11 protein-coding genes are annotated in these 15367 nt (G+C 73.1%); 5 read left to right on the top strand and 6 right to left on the bottom strand.

Annotated features, from left to right (window positions below):
- Positions 1–53: 53 nt before the first annotated feature.
- The gene (locus tag KMS84_RS20470; RefSeq protein WP_256917795.1) at positions 54–1739 is read right to left on the bottom strand and encodes a ribonuclease J; all 1686 of its coding nucleotides are present in this window, start codon (positions 1737–1739) and stop codon (positions 54–56) included.
- A gap of 65 nt (positions 1740–1804) precedes the next feature.
- Entirely contained in the window at positions 1805–2320 is a 516-nt protein-coding gene (locus KMS84_RS20475; RefSeq protein ID WP_256917796.1) for a winged helix-turn-helix transcriptional regulator, read from the bottom strand.
- A 726-nt stretch (positions 2321–3046) separates the two neighbouring features.
- On the opposite strand from KMS84_RS20475, the gene KMS84_RS20485 reads away from it, so the two are divergent.
- Both KMS84_RS20485 and KMS84_RS20490 read left to right on the top strand, forming a co-directional pair.
- Positions 3047–4972: an ABC transporter ATP-binding protein gene (locus KMS84_RS20485; protein WP_256917797.1), complete on the top strand. Its 1926-nt coding sequence runs from the start codon at positions 3047–3049 to the stop codon at positions 4970–4972.
- 408 nt (positions 4973–5380) lie between these two features.
- A complete protein-coding gene (locus tag KMS84_RS20490) occupies positions 5381–6676 on the top strand; it encodes a hypothetical protein (protein WP_256917798.1) in 1296 nt (431 codons plus the stop codon).
- A 36-nt stretch (positions 6677–6712) separates the two neighbouring features.
- Here the strand turns inward: KMS84_RS20490 and KMS84_RS20495 are convergent, their stop codons facing one another.
- Together KMS84_RS20495 and KMS84_RS20500 are read right to left on the bottom strand one after the other, a co-directional pair.
- Positions 6713–7696: an SMI1/KNR4 family protein gene (locus tag KMS84_RS20495; RefSeq protein WP_256917799.1), complete on the bottom strand. Its 984-nt coding sequence runs from the start codon at positions 7694–7696 to the stop codon at positions 6713–6715.
- Between the two features lie 192 nt (positions 7697–7888).
- A complete protein-coding gene (locus KMS84_RS20500; protein ID WP_256917808.1) occupies positions 7889–8755 on the bottom strand; it encodes a LysR family transcriptional regulator in 867 nt (288 codons plus the stop codon).
- Positions 8756–9157: 402 nt separating this feature from the next.
- On the opposite strand from KMS84_RS20500, the gene KMS84_RS20505 reads away from it, so the two are divergent.
- On the top strand, positions 9158–9955 hold the full coding sequence (locus KMS84_RS20505) for a serine/threonine protein kinase (protein ID WP_256917800.1): 798 nt from the start codon (positions 9158–9160) through the stop codon (positions 9953–9955).
- On the top strand, positions 9952–11598 hold the full coding sequence (locus KMS84_RS20510; RefSeq protein WP_256917801.1) for a serine/threonine-protein kinase: 1647 nt from the start codon (positions 9952–9954) through the stop codon (positions 11596–11598). The genes KMS84_RS20505 and KMS84_RS20510 overlap by 4 nt, the downstream gene beginning before the upstream one ends.
- A 36-nt stretch (positions 11599–11634) precedes the next feature.
- Here the strand turns inward: KMS84_RS20510 and KMS84_RS20515 are convergent, their stop codons facing one another.
- Positions 11635–12561 (bottom strand): M23 family metallopeptidase, encoded by a 927-nt coding sequence (locus tag KMS84_RS20515; RefSeq protein ID WP_256917802.1) that lies wholly within the window; start codon positions 12559–12561, stop codon positions 11635–11637.
- A 440-nt stretch (positions 12562–13001) separates the two neighbouring features.
- Here KMS84_RS20515 and KMS84_RS20520 point away from each other — a divergent pair, with 440 nt between their 5' ends.
- A complete protein-coding gene (locus KMS84_RS20520) occupies positions 13002–13499 on the top strand; it encodes a pyridoxamine 5'-phosphate oxidase family protein (RefSeq protein WP_256917803.1) in 498 nt (165 codons plus the stop codon).
- A gap of 28 nt (positions 13500–13527) precedes the next feature.
- On the opposite strand, the gene KMS84_RS20525 is transcribed toward KMS84_RS20520, so the two are convergent.
- Positions 13528–14733, bottom strand: coding sequence for a metallophosphoesterase (locus KMS84_RS20525; RefSeq protein WP_256917804.1), 1206 nt, complete (start codon positions 14731–14733; stop codon positions 13528–13530).
- Positions 14734–15367: the final 634 nt, after the last annotated feature.

The raw sequence follows: 15367 nt of genomic DNA on the forward strand, positions 1-15367 counted from the left end.
TCGCCCCCGGAACCGTGACCGGATCCGGGGGCCCGCCGACGCGCGGCCGGGTCTCAGGCGTCGATGATGACCGGGATGATGAGGGGCTTGCGGCGGTACGTGCGGAACGCCCAGTTCGCCACCGCGCGGGCGACGAGCTGTTCGAGCTGGCGCGCGTCCCCGACCCCCTCCTCGGCCGCGGTGGCCAGGGTCTTCTCGATGACGGGGACGACCGGCTCGAAGGTGGCGTCGTCGTGGACGAAGCCCCGGGCCAGGAAGTCGGGGGCCTCCGCCAGGGCGCCGGTGTCCGCGTCGACGATCGCCACGACCGTGACCACGCCCTCCGAGGCCAGCGTGAGACGGTCCTTCAGGGACGCCTCGGTGGCGCCGCCGACCTCCATGCCGTCCACGTAGACGTTGCCCGCGGGAACCTTGCCCGTGATGGACACCCGCCCGTCGACGAGGTCGACGACGACGCCGTCCTCGGCGATGACGACCCGCTCGGGGGCGACGCCGGTACGGATGGCGAGGTCTCCGTTGGCCCGCAGATGGCGCCACTCCCCGTGCACGGGCATGACGTTGCGGGGCTTGACGATGTTGTAGCAGTAGACGAGCTCGCCGGCGCTGGCGTGACCGGACACGTGCACCTTGGCGTTGCCCTTGTGGACCACGTGGGCGCCCCACCGGGTGAGCCCGTTGATCACCCGGTAGATGGCGTTCTCGTTGCCGGGGATGAGGGAGCTGGCGAGCAGCACGGTGTCGCCCTTGCCGATGCGGATGACGTGGTCGCGGTTGGCCATCCGCGACAGCGCGGCCATCGGCTCGCCCTGGGACCCGGTGCACACCAGGGTGATCTTGTGGTCGGGGAGCTTCTCCAGTTCCTTGGTGCTCACGACGAGACCGGACGGGACCTTCAGATAGCCCAGGTCACGGGCGATGCCCATGTTGCGGACCATCGACCGGCCGACGAAGGCGACCTTGCGGCCGTGCTGGTGGGCGGCGTCCAGGACCTGCTGGATGCGGTGCACGTGGCTGGCGAAGCTGGAGACGATGACGCGGCGCGGGGCGGTGCGCATCACCTGCTCGATCGCCGGGTTGAGCTCCCGCTCGGAGGTGGTGAAGCCGGGCACCTCGGCGTTGGTGGAGTCGGTGAGGAACAGGTCCACGCCCTCCTCGCCGAGGCGGGCGAAGGCGCGCAGATCGGTGATGCGGTCGTCGAGCGGGAACTGGTCCATCTTGAAGTCGCCGGTGTGCAGCACCATGCCCGCGCTCGTGCGGATCGCGACCGCGAGGCTGTCCGGGATGGAGTGGTTGACCGCCACGAACTCGCAGTCGAAGGGACCGAAGCGGCGCCGGTCGCCCTCGCGCACGCGCACGGCGCGCGGACGGATGCCGTGCTCCTTGAGCTTGGCCTCCAGGAACGCCAGCGTCAGCTTGGACCCGACGACGGGGATGTCGCGCCGCTCGCGCAGCAGGTACGGCACGCCGCCGATGTGGTCTTCGTGGCCATGGGTGAGGACGATGCCCACGATGTCGTCCAGCCGGTCCCGGATCGAGGTGAAGTCCGGCAGGATCACGTCCACGCCGGGCTGGGTCTCCTCGGGGAACAGCACACCGCAGTCGACGATGAGCAGTTTGCCGGCGTGCTCGAAGACGGTCATGTTGCGGCCGATCTCACCCAGGCCGCCCAGGGCGATGACTCGCAGCCCTCCTTCGGGAAGGGGAGGGGCGGCTTTCAGTTCGGGGTGCGGATGACTCATACCCTGACGTTACCCGGAGTGGGGGACGGAGTGATCCATTGCCCCGCCTTCTCCGTGCTCCGCGGTCAGCCGGACGCGGGTCGCGCCCCCGGGCCGGGGGCGGCCGCGATCTGCCCGGGAGCGGTGATCTCGTGCCCGCCGGCGCAGGTCACCACCGTGCGGACCGCGCTGCCGCAGTCGCGGTGGAGCAGGGATACCGTGGAGGCGCCGTCGGGGACGATCCAGCGCTCGGCCCAGTCGTTCAGGGCGACCAGGACGGGCACCAGACTGCGGCCCTTGTCGGTGAGACGGTATTCGTCGCGTCCGCGCGCACCGGGGGCGCGGTAGCGCGTCTTCTCCAGGATGCCGTCCGCGACGAGGTCCCGCAGCCGGGCGGACAGCACGCTGGGGCTGACGCCGCAGTGGCGCTCGAAGTCGTCGAACCGGCGGGTGCCGTAGAAGGCCTCCCTGATGATCATGCCCGTGGTCCGCGGGCTCAGGGACAGCAGGGCGAGATTGATCGAGTCGGGCTCGATGTCCCACGCGTCCCGCTGCCACCGCGGCGGGTGGCTCCCGGACGCCGCTTCGGCCGCGTCGCTCACGCGTTCCCCTCCCGCCGTGTCGCCCGAGTCTATCCGCCGCGCTCCGCCGGCCTCCGCCCCGGCTCGCAGGCCGACGCGCGGCCCCCGTCGCGGGCCCGCCACCCACGGGAACGGCGGGCGGACCCGGCCGCCGGACCGGGCCCATGTTCGGTCAGCTCCTCGCGGCCACGGGTGTGCTCGCCCTCCTGACGCACGGGTGTGCTCGGGGGCATCACGGCGGGAGTGCTCGTGTGGGACGTGCTCACCGTGATCGGGGCGGCCGTCCTGGCGGCGTCCGCCACGGCCCACACGGTGGTCAGGCTCGCCGGCGCCGCCTACCTCGGCTCCCTGGGCGTACAGGCCCTGCTGAACGGCCGACGCGGCCGCTCGGCGGCCTCCCGGGCGCCCGCCCCGCCCGCCGGTATGGCGCTGCTGGTCCTCGTCCACGCGGCCCTGACGCTCCCGGCGGCTACGTTCTGGTGCTGGGCAGGGCCCGGGCCTCCTTCGACCGGCCGGCCGTACGGCGCGCCACGGACCGCGTCACGGGCGTCGTCCTCATCGGGTTCGGCGCGGAGGTGGCCGCCTCCGGCAACTGAGACCGGAGCGCGCCCCCGCCCGCCCGTGGATACGTCCACTCCGTCCCCCTTGGGCGCGATGTTGTCCGATTATCGCCGGTCCGCCGTAAATGCGTGGACCGGGAGCCTTCCCGGACGGGACACTTCCCACTTCTCAACTTCCGGGAGTGTGATGGGGACGACGCGGACTTCAGGACCGACGCCGGGCAGGAGCGCGGTGCTTCTGGCGCTGCGCCACTACGGCCGAGAACTGTTACGACTACGACGGCCGGCGCTGCCCGCGCTGCTGCTGCCGGCCCTGGGCAACATCGGCACCCGCTACGTCGCCCCTCTTCTCATCGCCAAACTGGCGGGACAGGCCGCCGGCACGGACGGCCTGTCCGTCGCCGACGCGCTGCCGTACGTCCTGGGGTTCGGCGTGACGCTGCTGCTCGCCGAGGCCGTGTGGCGGGTCGGACAGCACTGCCTGAACCGCGTGGACGCCCTCGGCATGGAACACCTCTATGTGAGCGGCATGGACGAACTCCTCGCGAAGGACGCGGCGTTCTTCCACGACAACTTCGCCGGTTCCCTGACCAAACGGGTCCTCAGCTTCGGCAAGCGCTTCGAGGACTTCGTCGACACGGTGACGTACCGGATCGTGGGCAGCCTCGTCCCCCTCGTGTTCGGGGCCGTGGTGCTGTGGAGTTACACCCCGATGCTCGTCGCCGGCCTGCTGACGATGATCACGCTGACCGTGGTGGCGGCGACGCCGCTGATCCGTCGTCGCCAGCGGCTCGTCAACGACCGCGAGGCCGCGTTCGCCCGGGTCTCCGGCCATGTCGCCGACAGCCTCACGAACATGGAGACCATCCGCGCGTTCGCCGCCGAGGACCGCGAGGCCCGCGAACACCGCGACCGCGTGGCGGACTCCCGGCGCCTGACGCTGACCTCCTGGGACTACGGCAACCTGCGCGTCGACACCCTGATCGCCCCCATGTCCGTGCTGACCAACGTGCTGGGGCTGCTGATCGCCATCGTCTTCGGCGGCCCGGACCTGGGGGTGGAGGAGGTCGTCGTCGCCTTCACCTACTACTCCAACGCGACCCAGATCATGTTCGAGTTCAACCAGATCTACCGGCGGCTCGAAAGCTCGATGACCGAGGCGGCCCAGTTCACCGAGCTGCTGCTGGACCCGCCCACGGTGCTGGACCCGAGCGAGCCCGAACCGCTCGCGCCGCAGGACACCGGCATCCGCTTCGCGGCAGTGACCTTCGCCCACGCGGGCGCGAAACCGATCTTCCGGGGACTCGACCTCGACGTGCCGGCGGGGGCGAGGATCGGCCTGGTCGGCCGATCGGGCGGCGGCAAGACCACGCTCACCAGGCTCCTGCTGCGGATGTCGGACATCGACGGCGGGCGCATCCTGATCGGCGGTCAGGACATCAGCCGACTGCGCCAGAGCGACCTGCGCTCGCTGATCGCCTACGTCCCGCAGGAACCCGCCATGTTCCACCGCAGTCTGCGCGACAACATCGCGTTCGCCCGGCCCGGCGCCACCGACGAGGAGATCCACGCCGCGGCGGCCGCCGCGCACGTCACGGAGTTCGCCGACCAACTCCCCGACGGTTTCGGCACCCTGGTGGGGGAGCGCGGGGTGAAGCTCTCCGGCGGCCAGCGGCAGCGCGTCGCCCTCGCCAGGGCCATCCTGCGGGACGCCCCGATCCTGCTCCTCGACGAGGCGACCAGCGCGCTGGACTCGGAGAGCGAGCTCCTCGTCCAGGACGCCCTGTGGCGGCTCATGGAGGGCCGTACGGCCCTGGTCGTCGCCCACCGCCTGAGCACCGTCGCCGGGATGGACCGTCTCGTCGTCCTCGACCACGGGCGCGTCGTCGAACAGGGCACGCACGACGAGCTGCTCGTCGCGGACGGCGCCTACGCCAAGCTGTGGCAGCACCAGTCGGGCGGTTTCCTCGGCGAGAGCGCCCCGCGGCCTGCCGGGCTCCCGGATCCGGGAGCGGGCTCGGGCGGACTCCCCGGCCCGGCGGCTCCGACGCCGCACGGGGACCGCGACCGACGGACGACGTCCGCCGTTCACACCGGCGGCGGATCGCCGTGACCGGGCCACGGCGCCGGTGACGTCGTGTGAGGCGTCGCGCAGCAGCCGATCACCGTCGTTCCCCGGTTGCTGATGCGCCGATGAGTCGAGTCCCTCGCCGGGCGCGGGCCAGGACCGTTCGGGCCCGCGCCCGGGGGGCATCCCGACGTCGGGCCCGCGCACCGGAGCCCCGGCCCGGCGTCGGCCCGCTCCCTTCTTCGAGGCGCGGAGCCCCCGTCCCACCCCTTGGTAGGGTCCCTGACACTCCAGTCCACCAGCCGTGGGGGACCCATGCGACCCGTGCCCGAACCGCTCCGCGCACTCGAGCGTGCCCTCCGGCATCACAGCCGCGCCGCACCGCTCGCCGGACGGCCGGGAGCGGGTCGCCCCCGCTCAACTGTCCCCGGCCGTCGCGGGGATGCCGGCCGCGTGGCTTGCCCGAAGGGTCGCACCGGCCGGACCCCGGCGGGGCCGCGGGCGGCGGCCGCGCTGCTGGCCCTGGCTCTCGCCCTGCCGGTGGCGGGCTGCGACCGGGGCGGCTCGGGCTCGTCGGACGGGCCGGACAAGCCGAAGGGGAACGCGGGCGCCTGGCACATCGACTACCGCAGCCCCGAGCCGGATGCCGAACTCAACGGCCTGACAGCCGTCTCGGCCGACGAAGCGTGGGCCGTCGGCAGCATCGGCAAGCCCGACCACCGCAACCGCAGCCTGCTGCTGCACCGCGTCGGCGGCCGGTGGAGCCCCGTGCAGCCGCCTGCCGAGCTCCGCCGAGACCCCCAACTCCAGGCCGCGGCGTCGGGTCCGCACGACGTGTGGATCCACCACCAGGACCCCGCCCCGTTACCGCCGACCGAAGCGACGGCGGACCGGCGGTACCGGCCGCTCCCGGACGGCGCCGACGGGCCGGACGGCCCTTCGCCCCTGCCGGTGATGCGGTGGGACGGCGAGCGCTGGCGGCGGATACCGGTCCCCTTCCCGATCACCACGCTGCGCGTGGTGTCCCCGCGCCGCGCCTGGGCCGTCGACGACCACGGCGCCCTGTGGGGCTGGGACGGCCGCACCTGGAAGCGGACCGGCCTGCCCCTCTGGGTCGGCGCGCTCGACGCCTCGTCCCCGGACGACGTCTGGGCCGTGGGCACGCGTCTGACGACGGATCCCCCGAACCAGGTCGCCGCCCTGCACTACGACGGTCGCCGCTGGCGGCAGACGCGGCTGCCCGAGTACCGCTTCGCCCGCGACCGCGTGCTGCCCGGGGAGACCAGCACGCTCGGCTACGTGCGCGCCCTGGCCGCGGACGACGTCTGGGCGCTCGGATCGCACACCTGGGAGCCGGAGGACGAGACGGCGACCGACCCGCCGTTCGAGCACTTCTTCCTGCACTGGGACGGCCGCCGGTGGCAGAGAGCCCCCCATCCGCCCGCGGCCGCGCACTCCGCCGCGGTGCAGCCGCTGGCGTCCGACGGCGCCGGAGGGCTGGTCCTGGGCGCCTGGTTGCGCCGCACGTCTGCCGGCCGCTACCTGGGCATCGACGCCCCGCCAGGGGTCGAGGGCTGGACGGAGACGAAGGTGAAGCCCTCCGAGCGGCAATGGCTCTCCCTGTCGGGCCTGGCTCTGGCGCCCGGCACCCACACCCTGTTCGGGGCGGGCGCCCTGCTCTCCCACGAGGGGAGCACGGACCGCGACAGCCGGGCGGTCGTCGTCAGCTACCGGCCGACCGCCCCGTGAGCGGGCGCCCCGACGGGGAGCGGGTCGTGCGCGGCGTCAGCCGGTGAGAGGCCGCCACCGGTCCTCCTGGGCGGGGTCGACGCCGCTGAGCCACACCAGCGTCCCGTCGATCAGGCCGGGCCTGTCCCGGGTGGCCAGGGCGGGCGCTTCGAGCATGTCGGCGGTCTCCTCCAAGTACGTGACCAGCGTGTCGAGTTCCTCCTCGTGCTCGTCGCCGAAGCGGGACCAGCGGCCCAGGTGGCCCGTCGCGGCGTCCAGGTAGAGGCCCGACGTGGTGTCGAACGGACCCAGGGCGACCACGGGGATCCGGGACGCCTTCCACACCGTGATCCGCTCGTCCTCCGGCCGCCCGGCGTCGCGGGCGTCCTCGCGGGCCTGGAAGTCCCTCTCCCGCCGGTAGGTGGCCGCCACGGCGTCCAGGGACATGAGCACGCGGTTGCCGGGCAGGCATCCCGGGCCGCCGCCCCCGTCGTCGCCGCAGGTCAGCAGCCACAGCGCGCGCAGTTCGACGGGGAGGGGGACATCGAGGTCCGCCTCCAGCGCGGCGAGGGCGGCGGGGGAGGCCCCGGCCCGGAGGGCGGCGTAGGAGGCGGGAGCGTGGTGCCGGAGCCGGTCGGTGATGCGGTGCCAGGCGTCGGCGACCTGGCGCACCGTGAGCGCGGCCGTGGCGGGATCGGCGGACGGCACCGAGGCGCGGCCGGGCTCACGTCCCTCGCCGGAGGTGTCCGGGCCGGTCTCGGTGTCGACGCCGGCGGCGGTGGGGGAACCGGGGGAGCGGACCGGCCGCAGGAAGCGGATCCGGAGCCGGTCGGGCTCGCGGACGTAGCCGACGGACAGATCGGGGCAGTCCTCGAACATGTCGCCGTCGACCGTCACGGAGAGGATGCCGGGCAGTCCGGAGGGACGCCCCATGTCGGGCTCGTCGGCCAGCCGGCCCGCCAGGGCCTTCAGCGCGTAGGGAACGCCGCCCCCCAGGCGGGCGGCGGCGTCACGGACGGTCGGTTCGATCTCGACGTGCACAGCCTGGTGCTCCTCGCTGGATGAGAGCCGTTCGGTGACGTTCGCACGGTGGGACCGCGCCGCAGGACCGCACGGTAGGACGGGCGGCACGGAGGAAGGCGAGGCGGGGTGGGGCAAGCCAGGCGTCCGCCGAGTCCCCGCCGGGGGTATCCGACTGCTCGGGCCTTCGCGAACACGGTACTTGACGTTCCGTCAGGTCACGGCCCGTGCCGCCTCCCGCACGGCGGCGACGGTGGGGTCACCGCGTCGCTCGGCCAGCCACGCCAGCGCCGCGCTGCAAGGGGTGAGGTCGGTGACGTCCACGTAGCTGATGCCGGGGCGGGGGAACAGGTCGCGGGCGGCCGCAGGGAGGAAGCACATGGCCTCTCCGTCCGCCACGGCGTGCAGCAGCGACTCCATGTCGGTGGCGACCGGTCCGTACCGTACGGCGCTGCCGTCCGGGCGCGGGTCCACCGCCCAGAAGTCCCACCACACCCGCGGCACCTCGTCCGGCACCGAGACGACGGGGCGGCCCGCGAACTGCGCCAGGCTGACGCTCGGCAGGGCGGCCAGCGGATCGCCGGCCGGAAGGCAGGCGACGCGGGGCTCGGTGGCCAGGTGGTGCACCTCGATGCCGTCCGGGACGGGAGGCCGCAGGAACATCACGTCGACCTCCTGCCGGACGAGAGCGGCCAGGTGGTCGGCGAAGTTGAGGCTGACCACCTGCACAGCCACCCTGGGGTGCCGCTCCAGCAGCGTCCGCAGGACGGCGCGGGTGTGCGGCATGGCGGCCTCGGCCCCGATGGTTCCCACCACGAGCTGGCCCGAGAGCCGGCGTGCCTGGGCCGCGGCGATCCGCCGCACGCGGGTCACGGCGTCGACGGCCGCCCGGGCCTCGGGGAGCAGGGCCCGCCCGGCCGCGGTGAGCACGACCGCACGGCTCGTCCGCTCGAACAGCGCGACCCCCAGGCGGCGTTCGACATCCCGGATCTGCTGGCTCAGCGCGGACTGCGTGATGAACAGGCGGGCCGCGGCGCGTCGGAAATGGAGCTCCTCGCTCAACACGACGAACAGGCGCAGCTGGTGGACACTCGGCTCGGCCGGCCTCTCGGTTCCCTTGCCCGCTATGGCAGTTGCCCCTCATCCCTATGCATGAGGATCACCTTATCGACCGGATGGGATTCCGCATGTCCGGAGCCGGAACCGGCACGCACGCTACTCGCCTCTCAAGGGGCGGTGCGGGTGAGGGCCCCAGCGGTCGCTGACGTTGGATCACCGACCACCGACCACGCACCACTGAGCACCCACCACCGAGCACCCACCACCGAGCGCTCACCACCGAGCACTGACCACGCACTTGAGTTCCTCACGGCCGGTCCCGTCCGTGGCGCCCGGAGTGCTTCGCCGGGACACCGCCGGGTCTGGGGACGGGTCCGTGGACGGGGACGGGGGCGCAAGGATGTCGAGGAGGAGAAGGAGACCATGAGCGGCGTACTGGTTCACCTGCCGTCCGACGGGGGGACGGAGGTGACGTCCGCCTCGGGGCCGGTGAGCCTTCGGCTCGGTCCGGGGGAGGTCGCCCGTTTCGGGCGCGGCTCCGCGTCCGTCCCCGTCGACCTACGGCTGGCGAACCCGGCGGTGTCCCGGCTGGCCGGCGAGATCCGGGTGACGGAGGACCACTGGCAGTTGAGCAACTTCAGTACGTCCCAGACCTACCTGGTGGAGAACCCGGAAGGCGCGGGGGAGTACTTCAGGGTCCCGCCCCGCAGGGCCGGAGCCCCCGTGCCCTTCGAGTTCGCCCGCGTCATCCTGCCGGCCAGGGGAGCCGCTGTGAGCTTCCAGGTGTTCGCCCCCGACCACGTCTACCTCGGTACGAGCGGCATGGCGGGCTCGGCGGGCACCGGAACGCTCGACGGCTTCTCGCTGGACGAGACCTCCACGTATTTCCTCGTCCTCGTCGCGCTGTGCGAACCGCGCCTGCGTGACGAGTCCACGGTGGCGGTCGCGACCACTCCGCAGATCGTCGAACGGCTGCGGAGCCGGCCGGGCTGCGAGCGGCTGACCGCCCGGGCGGTCAGCTCCCACATCGACTATCTCGCGGACGAGAAGCTGCGGATCGCCGCCCCCTCGACCGGATCGGGGCAGGGCGTGCGACGCAACGGCAAGCGGGAGGCCGTGGCGGGACTCGCCCTGCGCTTCGGCCTGGTGCGCGAGGAGCACCTGGGTCTGCTCCCGTCGAGGCGAGCCGCCCTCCAGCGGACGGGGGTGGCGGGCGAGTGAGCAGCGGATCCGTGGAGGTGGTCCCGCCCGGTTACCGGGTGGGCGAGTGGGAGGTCACCGGTCTGATCGGGGCCGGTGGATGGGGGACGGTGTACGCGGCCAGACGCGCCGATCCCGCCGACGGTGAGGACGACGGCGACAGCGACCGCGTCGGCGACGGGGGCGCGGACGGCGAGAGTGAGGACGACGGCAGCCAGGACCAGGACCAGAGCCCGGGCCGGGACCAGAGCCAGAGCCGGGGCGAGGGCGACGGGAGCCGGGGCGGAGGCCAGGGCCCGGATGCGCTCGGGGAGGCGGTGCCGGCCGAGGTCGCCCTCAAGTTCCTGCCCACGGCCGGACTCGCGCCGCGCCAGGCGCGCGGTCTGGTGGAGACCGCACGGCGCGAGACCGAACTCAGCCGACGCACCAGACACCCCCGTCTGATCAGGCTGTTCGACTCCCTCACGCTGGGCGAGTCCGCCGGTTCGACCTTCGACGGCGCCGTCGTGCTCGTGATGGAGCGGGCCGAGCGAAGTCTGCGCGAACGGCTGGAGGCCTCGTCCGCCGCCGGCCGCGCCGTCGCTCCGCCGTCGGACGAGGGGTCCCCCGCCGCGGCCGAACCGGAGCCGCTCACGGCGCCCGAGGGCGCCCGGCTGCTCACCGAGGTCTGCGAGGGGCTCGCGCACCTGCACGGGCTGGGCTGGGTGCACGGGGACCTCAAGCCCGACAACGTCCTGATCATGGCGGACGGTTCGGCGCGGCTGGCGGACTTCGGCCTCTCCGTGGAGCTGACCGGCACCCACGCCTACATCCCGCCCCTGGGCACGCCCGACTACCTGCCGCCGGAACGCTGGCAGGCCTCGCTGGGCGAACGGGGCGTGCAGGTGCGGCAGAGCACCGACGTCTGGGCCCTGGGCGTCATGATCCATCAGGTCTTCGCCGGGGGCGCCTCGCCGTTCCCCGGGGCCACTCCGGCCGCCCGCGCGGCCGCCGCCCTGGAATACGCCGACGGACGCGCACCGCTGCGCATGGACCTGCGGGTGCCGCCCTTCTGGCGCGATCTGGCGGCCGACTGCCTCACCGCGGACCACGCCGACCGTGCCGCGCACACCGTCGAGAGCCTGCTGGCCCGCATCAGGGCGGAGCGGGAGCGGTCCGCGACGCCCCAGGGAAACCGCCGGACCCGCACGGTGCTGGCAGCCGCGGCTCTGGTGGTGGCGGCGGGCGGCGCGGGCTTCGTCGGGTGGCTCCAGTTCGACGACGACGACCGTTCACCGGGCAGCGGCGCCGGATCAGGGAGGGGCGGGGCGACGGCCGGCGTCGTGGCGCAGGCGCGCGTCACGGTGTACAACGCCGAGCGCTCGTGTCACCGGCCCGGCGAGCGGGACAACCTGTGCAGCCTCGGACTCGCGATCGACCCGTCGCTGCCGTACGACATCGACAACGTCGCGCGGACCAGGGTGTGGGACGGCGACGTCCTGACCGCCGACTGCCAGTTCCCGCAGGGCATGCCGGTCGCCGACGAGGCGGGCACCCGCTCGGTGCGGTGGTACAGGGTGCGTCTCACGGCGGAGAAGGGCCGCAGCACGGCCTGGCTGCCGGCCGTGCGGACGAAGGACCGTCCCGCCCTCGCGGAGTGCCCGGCCCGGCCTTCCCCGAGCTGACCTCGGTCGGCTCGGGCAAGGCCGGGCCGGCCCCGGTCAGCACACCCGGATGTCGCGCCCGTCGTTGTCCTTCGCCTCGTCGTTCCCCCACCGCTGGAGGTAGTACGCGGAGATGTACGCGCGGCCCGAACCGCCCGGCGCCACCTCGTCGAGGTCGGTGAGCAGCCACCAGTGGTTGAAGGAGTTCCCCACACGCACCTCGGAGCCCGGCTTCTTGCACAGGACGTAGTTGGTGCCCTTGAGCAGCTTCCCCTGCACCGCGCAGCGGGGGCCGGTGTCGCCGACGCAGTCGACGGCGGCGTAGCCCGGGGCGTCGGCGAAGGTGTCGACCCAGAACCGCTCCGGGGTGCCGCCGCCGCAGGCGTTGGTGCTGGTGACCTGGGGGAACGGCCCGCTCGGGGAAAGCCGGTACTCGGTGCCCTGGATCACCGGGTGCACCATCTCGTCCGTCTCGCCGTCGTTGTCCCCGTTGGTGTCGTAGAGCTGCTCGTAGTGCAGGTGCGCCGAGGTGGTGCCGACGAGCCCGAGCCTGCCGAGCGGTGCGCCCGAGGCGACCTGCTGGCCCACCCGCACGTCGCGGCGGTCCATGTGCAGGTACACGGAGAACCAGCCGCCCCCGTGGTTGATCTCCAGGCCGCCCGGCTCGAAGAGCTGGTTGACCGTGCCGGCGGCCGAGGCGACGACCGACGCGCCGAGCGTCTGACCGCCGACGCGGTACATGTCGAGCTTCTTGTCGTCGGGTGCGTGGCCCTCGTAGGTCTGCAACTGCCAGGTCTCGCCACAGGCGAAGGGCAGCCGGAAGTCGGGCCGGGCGCCCGCGGTCGCCTGCGTCGGCGTGGCGGCCGCGGGGGACGCCCCGGCGGACGTCCACAGCCCGAACGACGCGAGGACGGCCGCTACGGCGAGGACGAACGGTCTGCGCAGCGGCGCCCCGAAGGCGCGACTGCTGCGGGATGTGCGCATGGAATCCCTCCTTGCCCGCCCGGCGCGGTGCCGGACGGTCGTTTCCTGCGGTGCCGGCCCGGCGGCGGTCGTGGGCGAGGACGCGCGGGAGTGGTTCCTCCCCCGAGGGCCGACCGCGTTCGCGCGCCGTGAGATCGCCGTCGCCGATCCGTTCCTCCGCCGTCGTGACGGGACCGGCGCCTCTGGAAGGTATGCGTGGGAGTGCGAGGCGCGGCATCCGGAAGATTCCGGAGTGACACCCGGCCGGGAGAATTTCTGGATTTCGTGCGCCGGGGATGTCGAGAACGTCGGGCAGGCTCCGTCCCAGGGGCACGAGCGGCCACCGCCGGTCGCACGACACGCACGACGCCGATGACAGTGCTGACTCCGACGGCCCAGAGGGACCCGACGGACCCGACGACCCCGACGACCCGGACGACCCCGACGAAGGAACGATCACCATGCAGCCGAACGAGATCGCCGACATCCTGAACCGACCGATCAGCCGCGAGCTGCTGGCGCGCGACCTGACCCGGCTGGCCTACGTCGCCAAGGACGGCACCCCGCGCAGCATCCCGATCGCGTTCACCTGGAACGGCTCGGAGATCATCCTGTGCACCACGAAGAACGCCCCGAAACTGCACGCGCTGCGCGCGAACCCGACGGTGGCCCTGACCATCGACACCGAGTCCCACCCGCCGAAGATCCTGCTGATCCGCGGACGGGTCGAGCTGGACGTCGTCGACGGCATCCCGGAGGAGTACCTCCAGATGAACGGCAGCTACGAGATGACGTCCGAGCAGCGCGTCGCGTGGGAGGCCGAGATCCGCTCGCTGTACGACGGCATGGTCCGGATCGTCGTCACCCCGACCTGGGCGAAGCTCATCGACTTCGAGACCACCCTGCCCTCCGCGGTCGAGGAACTGGTCCGGCGGCGGGCCGAACGCGAGCACTCCTGAACCGCGTCCCCGGACAGCTGGGCGGAGTTCATCGCGGGGAGCGGAGCACGAGCAGGGTGATCTCGCTCGGGGCGAAGACGCGGAACGGCGGGCCCCAGAAGCCGGTGCCCCGGCTCGTGTAGAGGAGGGTGCGGGCGCCGTGACGGCTCAGGCCCGCCACCACGGGCTGGTCGATGCGGACCAGGTGGTGGAAGGGCCAGATCTGGCCGCCGTGGGTGTGGCCGGAGAGCTGGAGGTCGATCCCGGCGGCTGCCGCGCGGTCGACGAACTTGGGCTGGTGTGCCAGGAGCAGGACGGGCAGGTCCGGGTCCGCGCCCTTCAGGGCTCCGGCGAGGTGGGCGCGGTGGCCGGCCAGACCGGAGGACTCGGCGGTGACGTCGTCGACGCCGGCGACCACGAGGGTGTCCCCGCCGCGTTCGAGCAGCAGATGGCTGTTACGCAACGGTTCCCAGCCCAGCTCGTCCATCAGGTCGACCCAGCCCTGGGCCTCGCTGTAGTACTCGTGGTTGCCGGTGACGTAGACCCGGGCTCGGGTGGCCCGCACGGTGCCGAGCGGGGCGGCCTGGGCGCGGCGACGGTCCGCGGTGCCGTCCGCGATGTCGCCGGCGTGGCAGACCAGGTCGGCCTCCAGGGCGTTCACCGTCTCGCAGACCCGCGCCGACCAGCGGGCGCGATCGAGCGGGCCGTAGTGGGTGTCGGTGACGAGGACGACGCGCGTGCCGTCCAGTCCCGGTCCCAGCCGCGGAAGCGGCACGTCGAGACGGCGCACGCGCGGTACCCGGCGGGCCTCGGCGTACCCCCAGGCCAGGAGCACGGCGGTCACGCCGAGGACGGCCCACGTGACCGTGCGGGCCCGGTCCTGGCCGTCACCGACGCCGGCCACGGTCAGGGCCGGGCGCAGCAGGACGCCGAGCAGAACGGACCAGGTGAACAGGATCCAGCTCCCGCCCAGGAGGCTGTCGCCGAGGATCGCGGCCCGGTCCTGCTGACGCCGGCCGTGGCCACGCGCCATGGCGAGCGGCATGCCGACGAGGCCCAGGGCGAACAGGGCGGTGCCGATCAGCGTGACGGGCAGGGGCCAGTGCTGCCCGGTGTGCAGGAGCACCCAGCAGGGCACGGCCCACAGCAGGACGGGCGCGATCAGGGGGAGGTAGGGCATCAGGCGGCGCAGCGCGTTCGGCCGCGGTGCTCGCACCGCGCTGTCGGCGGGCCGGGTGTCGCTGGTGTCGGTCACGCTTCCCCTCCCGGCCGGGCTGCCGTCTCGCGCACTCTATCCGTACGGCGGGCAGAAACCCCTTTCGAATCTTTCGGAAATGTCTCCGAACCATTGCGCGACAAGGTAGGAATGGCGGGCCCTCCGGTCAAGACCTGCCGCCGATCTGTCCGCATCCAGTTCCTCTCCGGAGTCGCCGACGCCCGAGACCCGGGGCTGGTGATCCCGCTGGGCAGGCGAGGGGAGGGCATGGAGGCAGTGGTCTTGATGACGGATCGGAATCTCGAAAGATTCGAAATCTGATCGGAAACTTTCTCTGTGGCGACTATTGACGCTCGCCTCAGATCCCTCAATCATCCCTCTCTGAGTGGCCGACGGCGGTTCGAGATCCCGACCGCATCGGCCCGCAGTGGTTGAGCCGCACGGCAGACGCACGCCCGGACCCGCCGGAGCCGCCGGAGACGCACGCCCGGCCGTACCGCGGATCCGCGCACCGAAAGACCCGCGCCACCCCGTTCCCCCGTTGTGTTCCGGTGAGGTCCGCACGAGCGCATCCCGGCTGTCCGCGCAGCCGGAACGGTGCGCGGCGCCGTGTGACGGTCCCCCCGGCCGAGTCGCGATGGAGCACGCCATGCCCGTGTCGAGACACCCCGCC

The sequence above is a fragment of the Streptomyces hilarionis genome, from assembly GCF_024539675.1.
Lineage (GTDB): Bacteria > Actinomycetota > Actinomycetes > Streptomycetales > Streptomycetaceae > Streptomyces > Streptomyces hilarionis.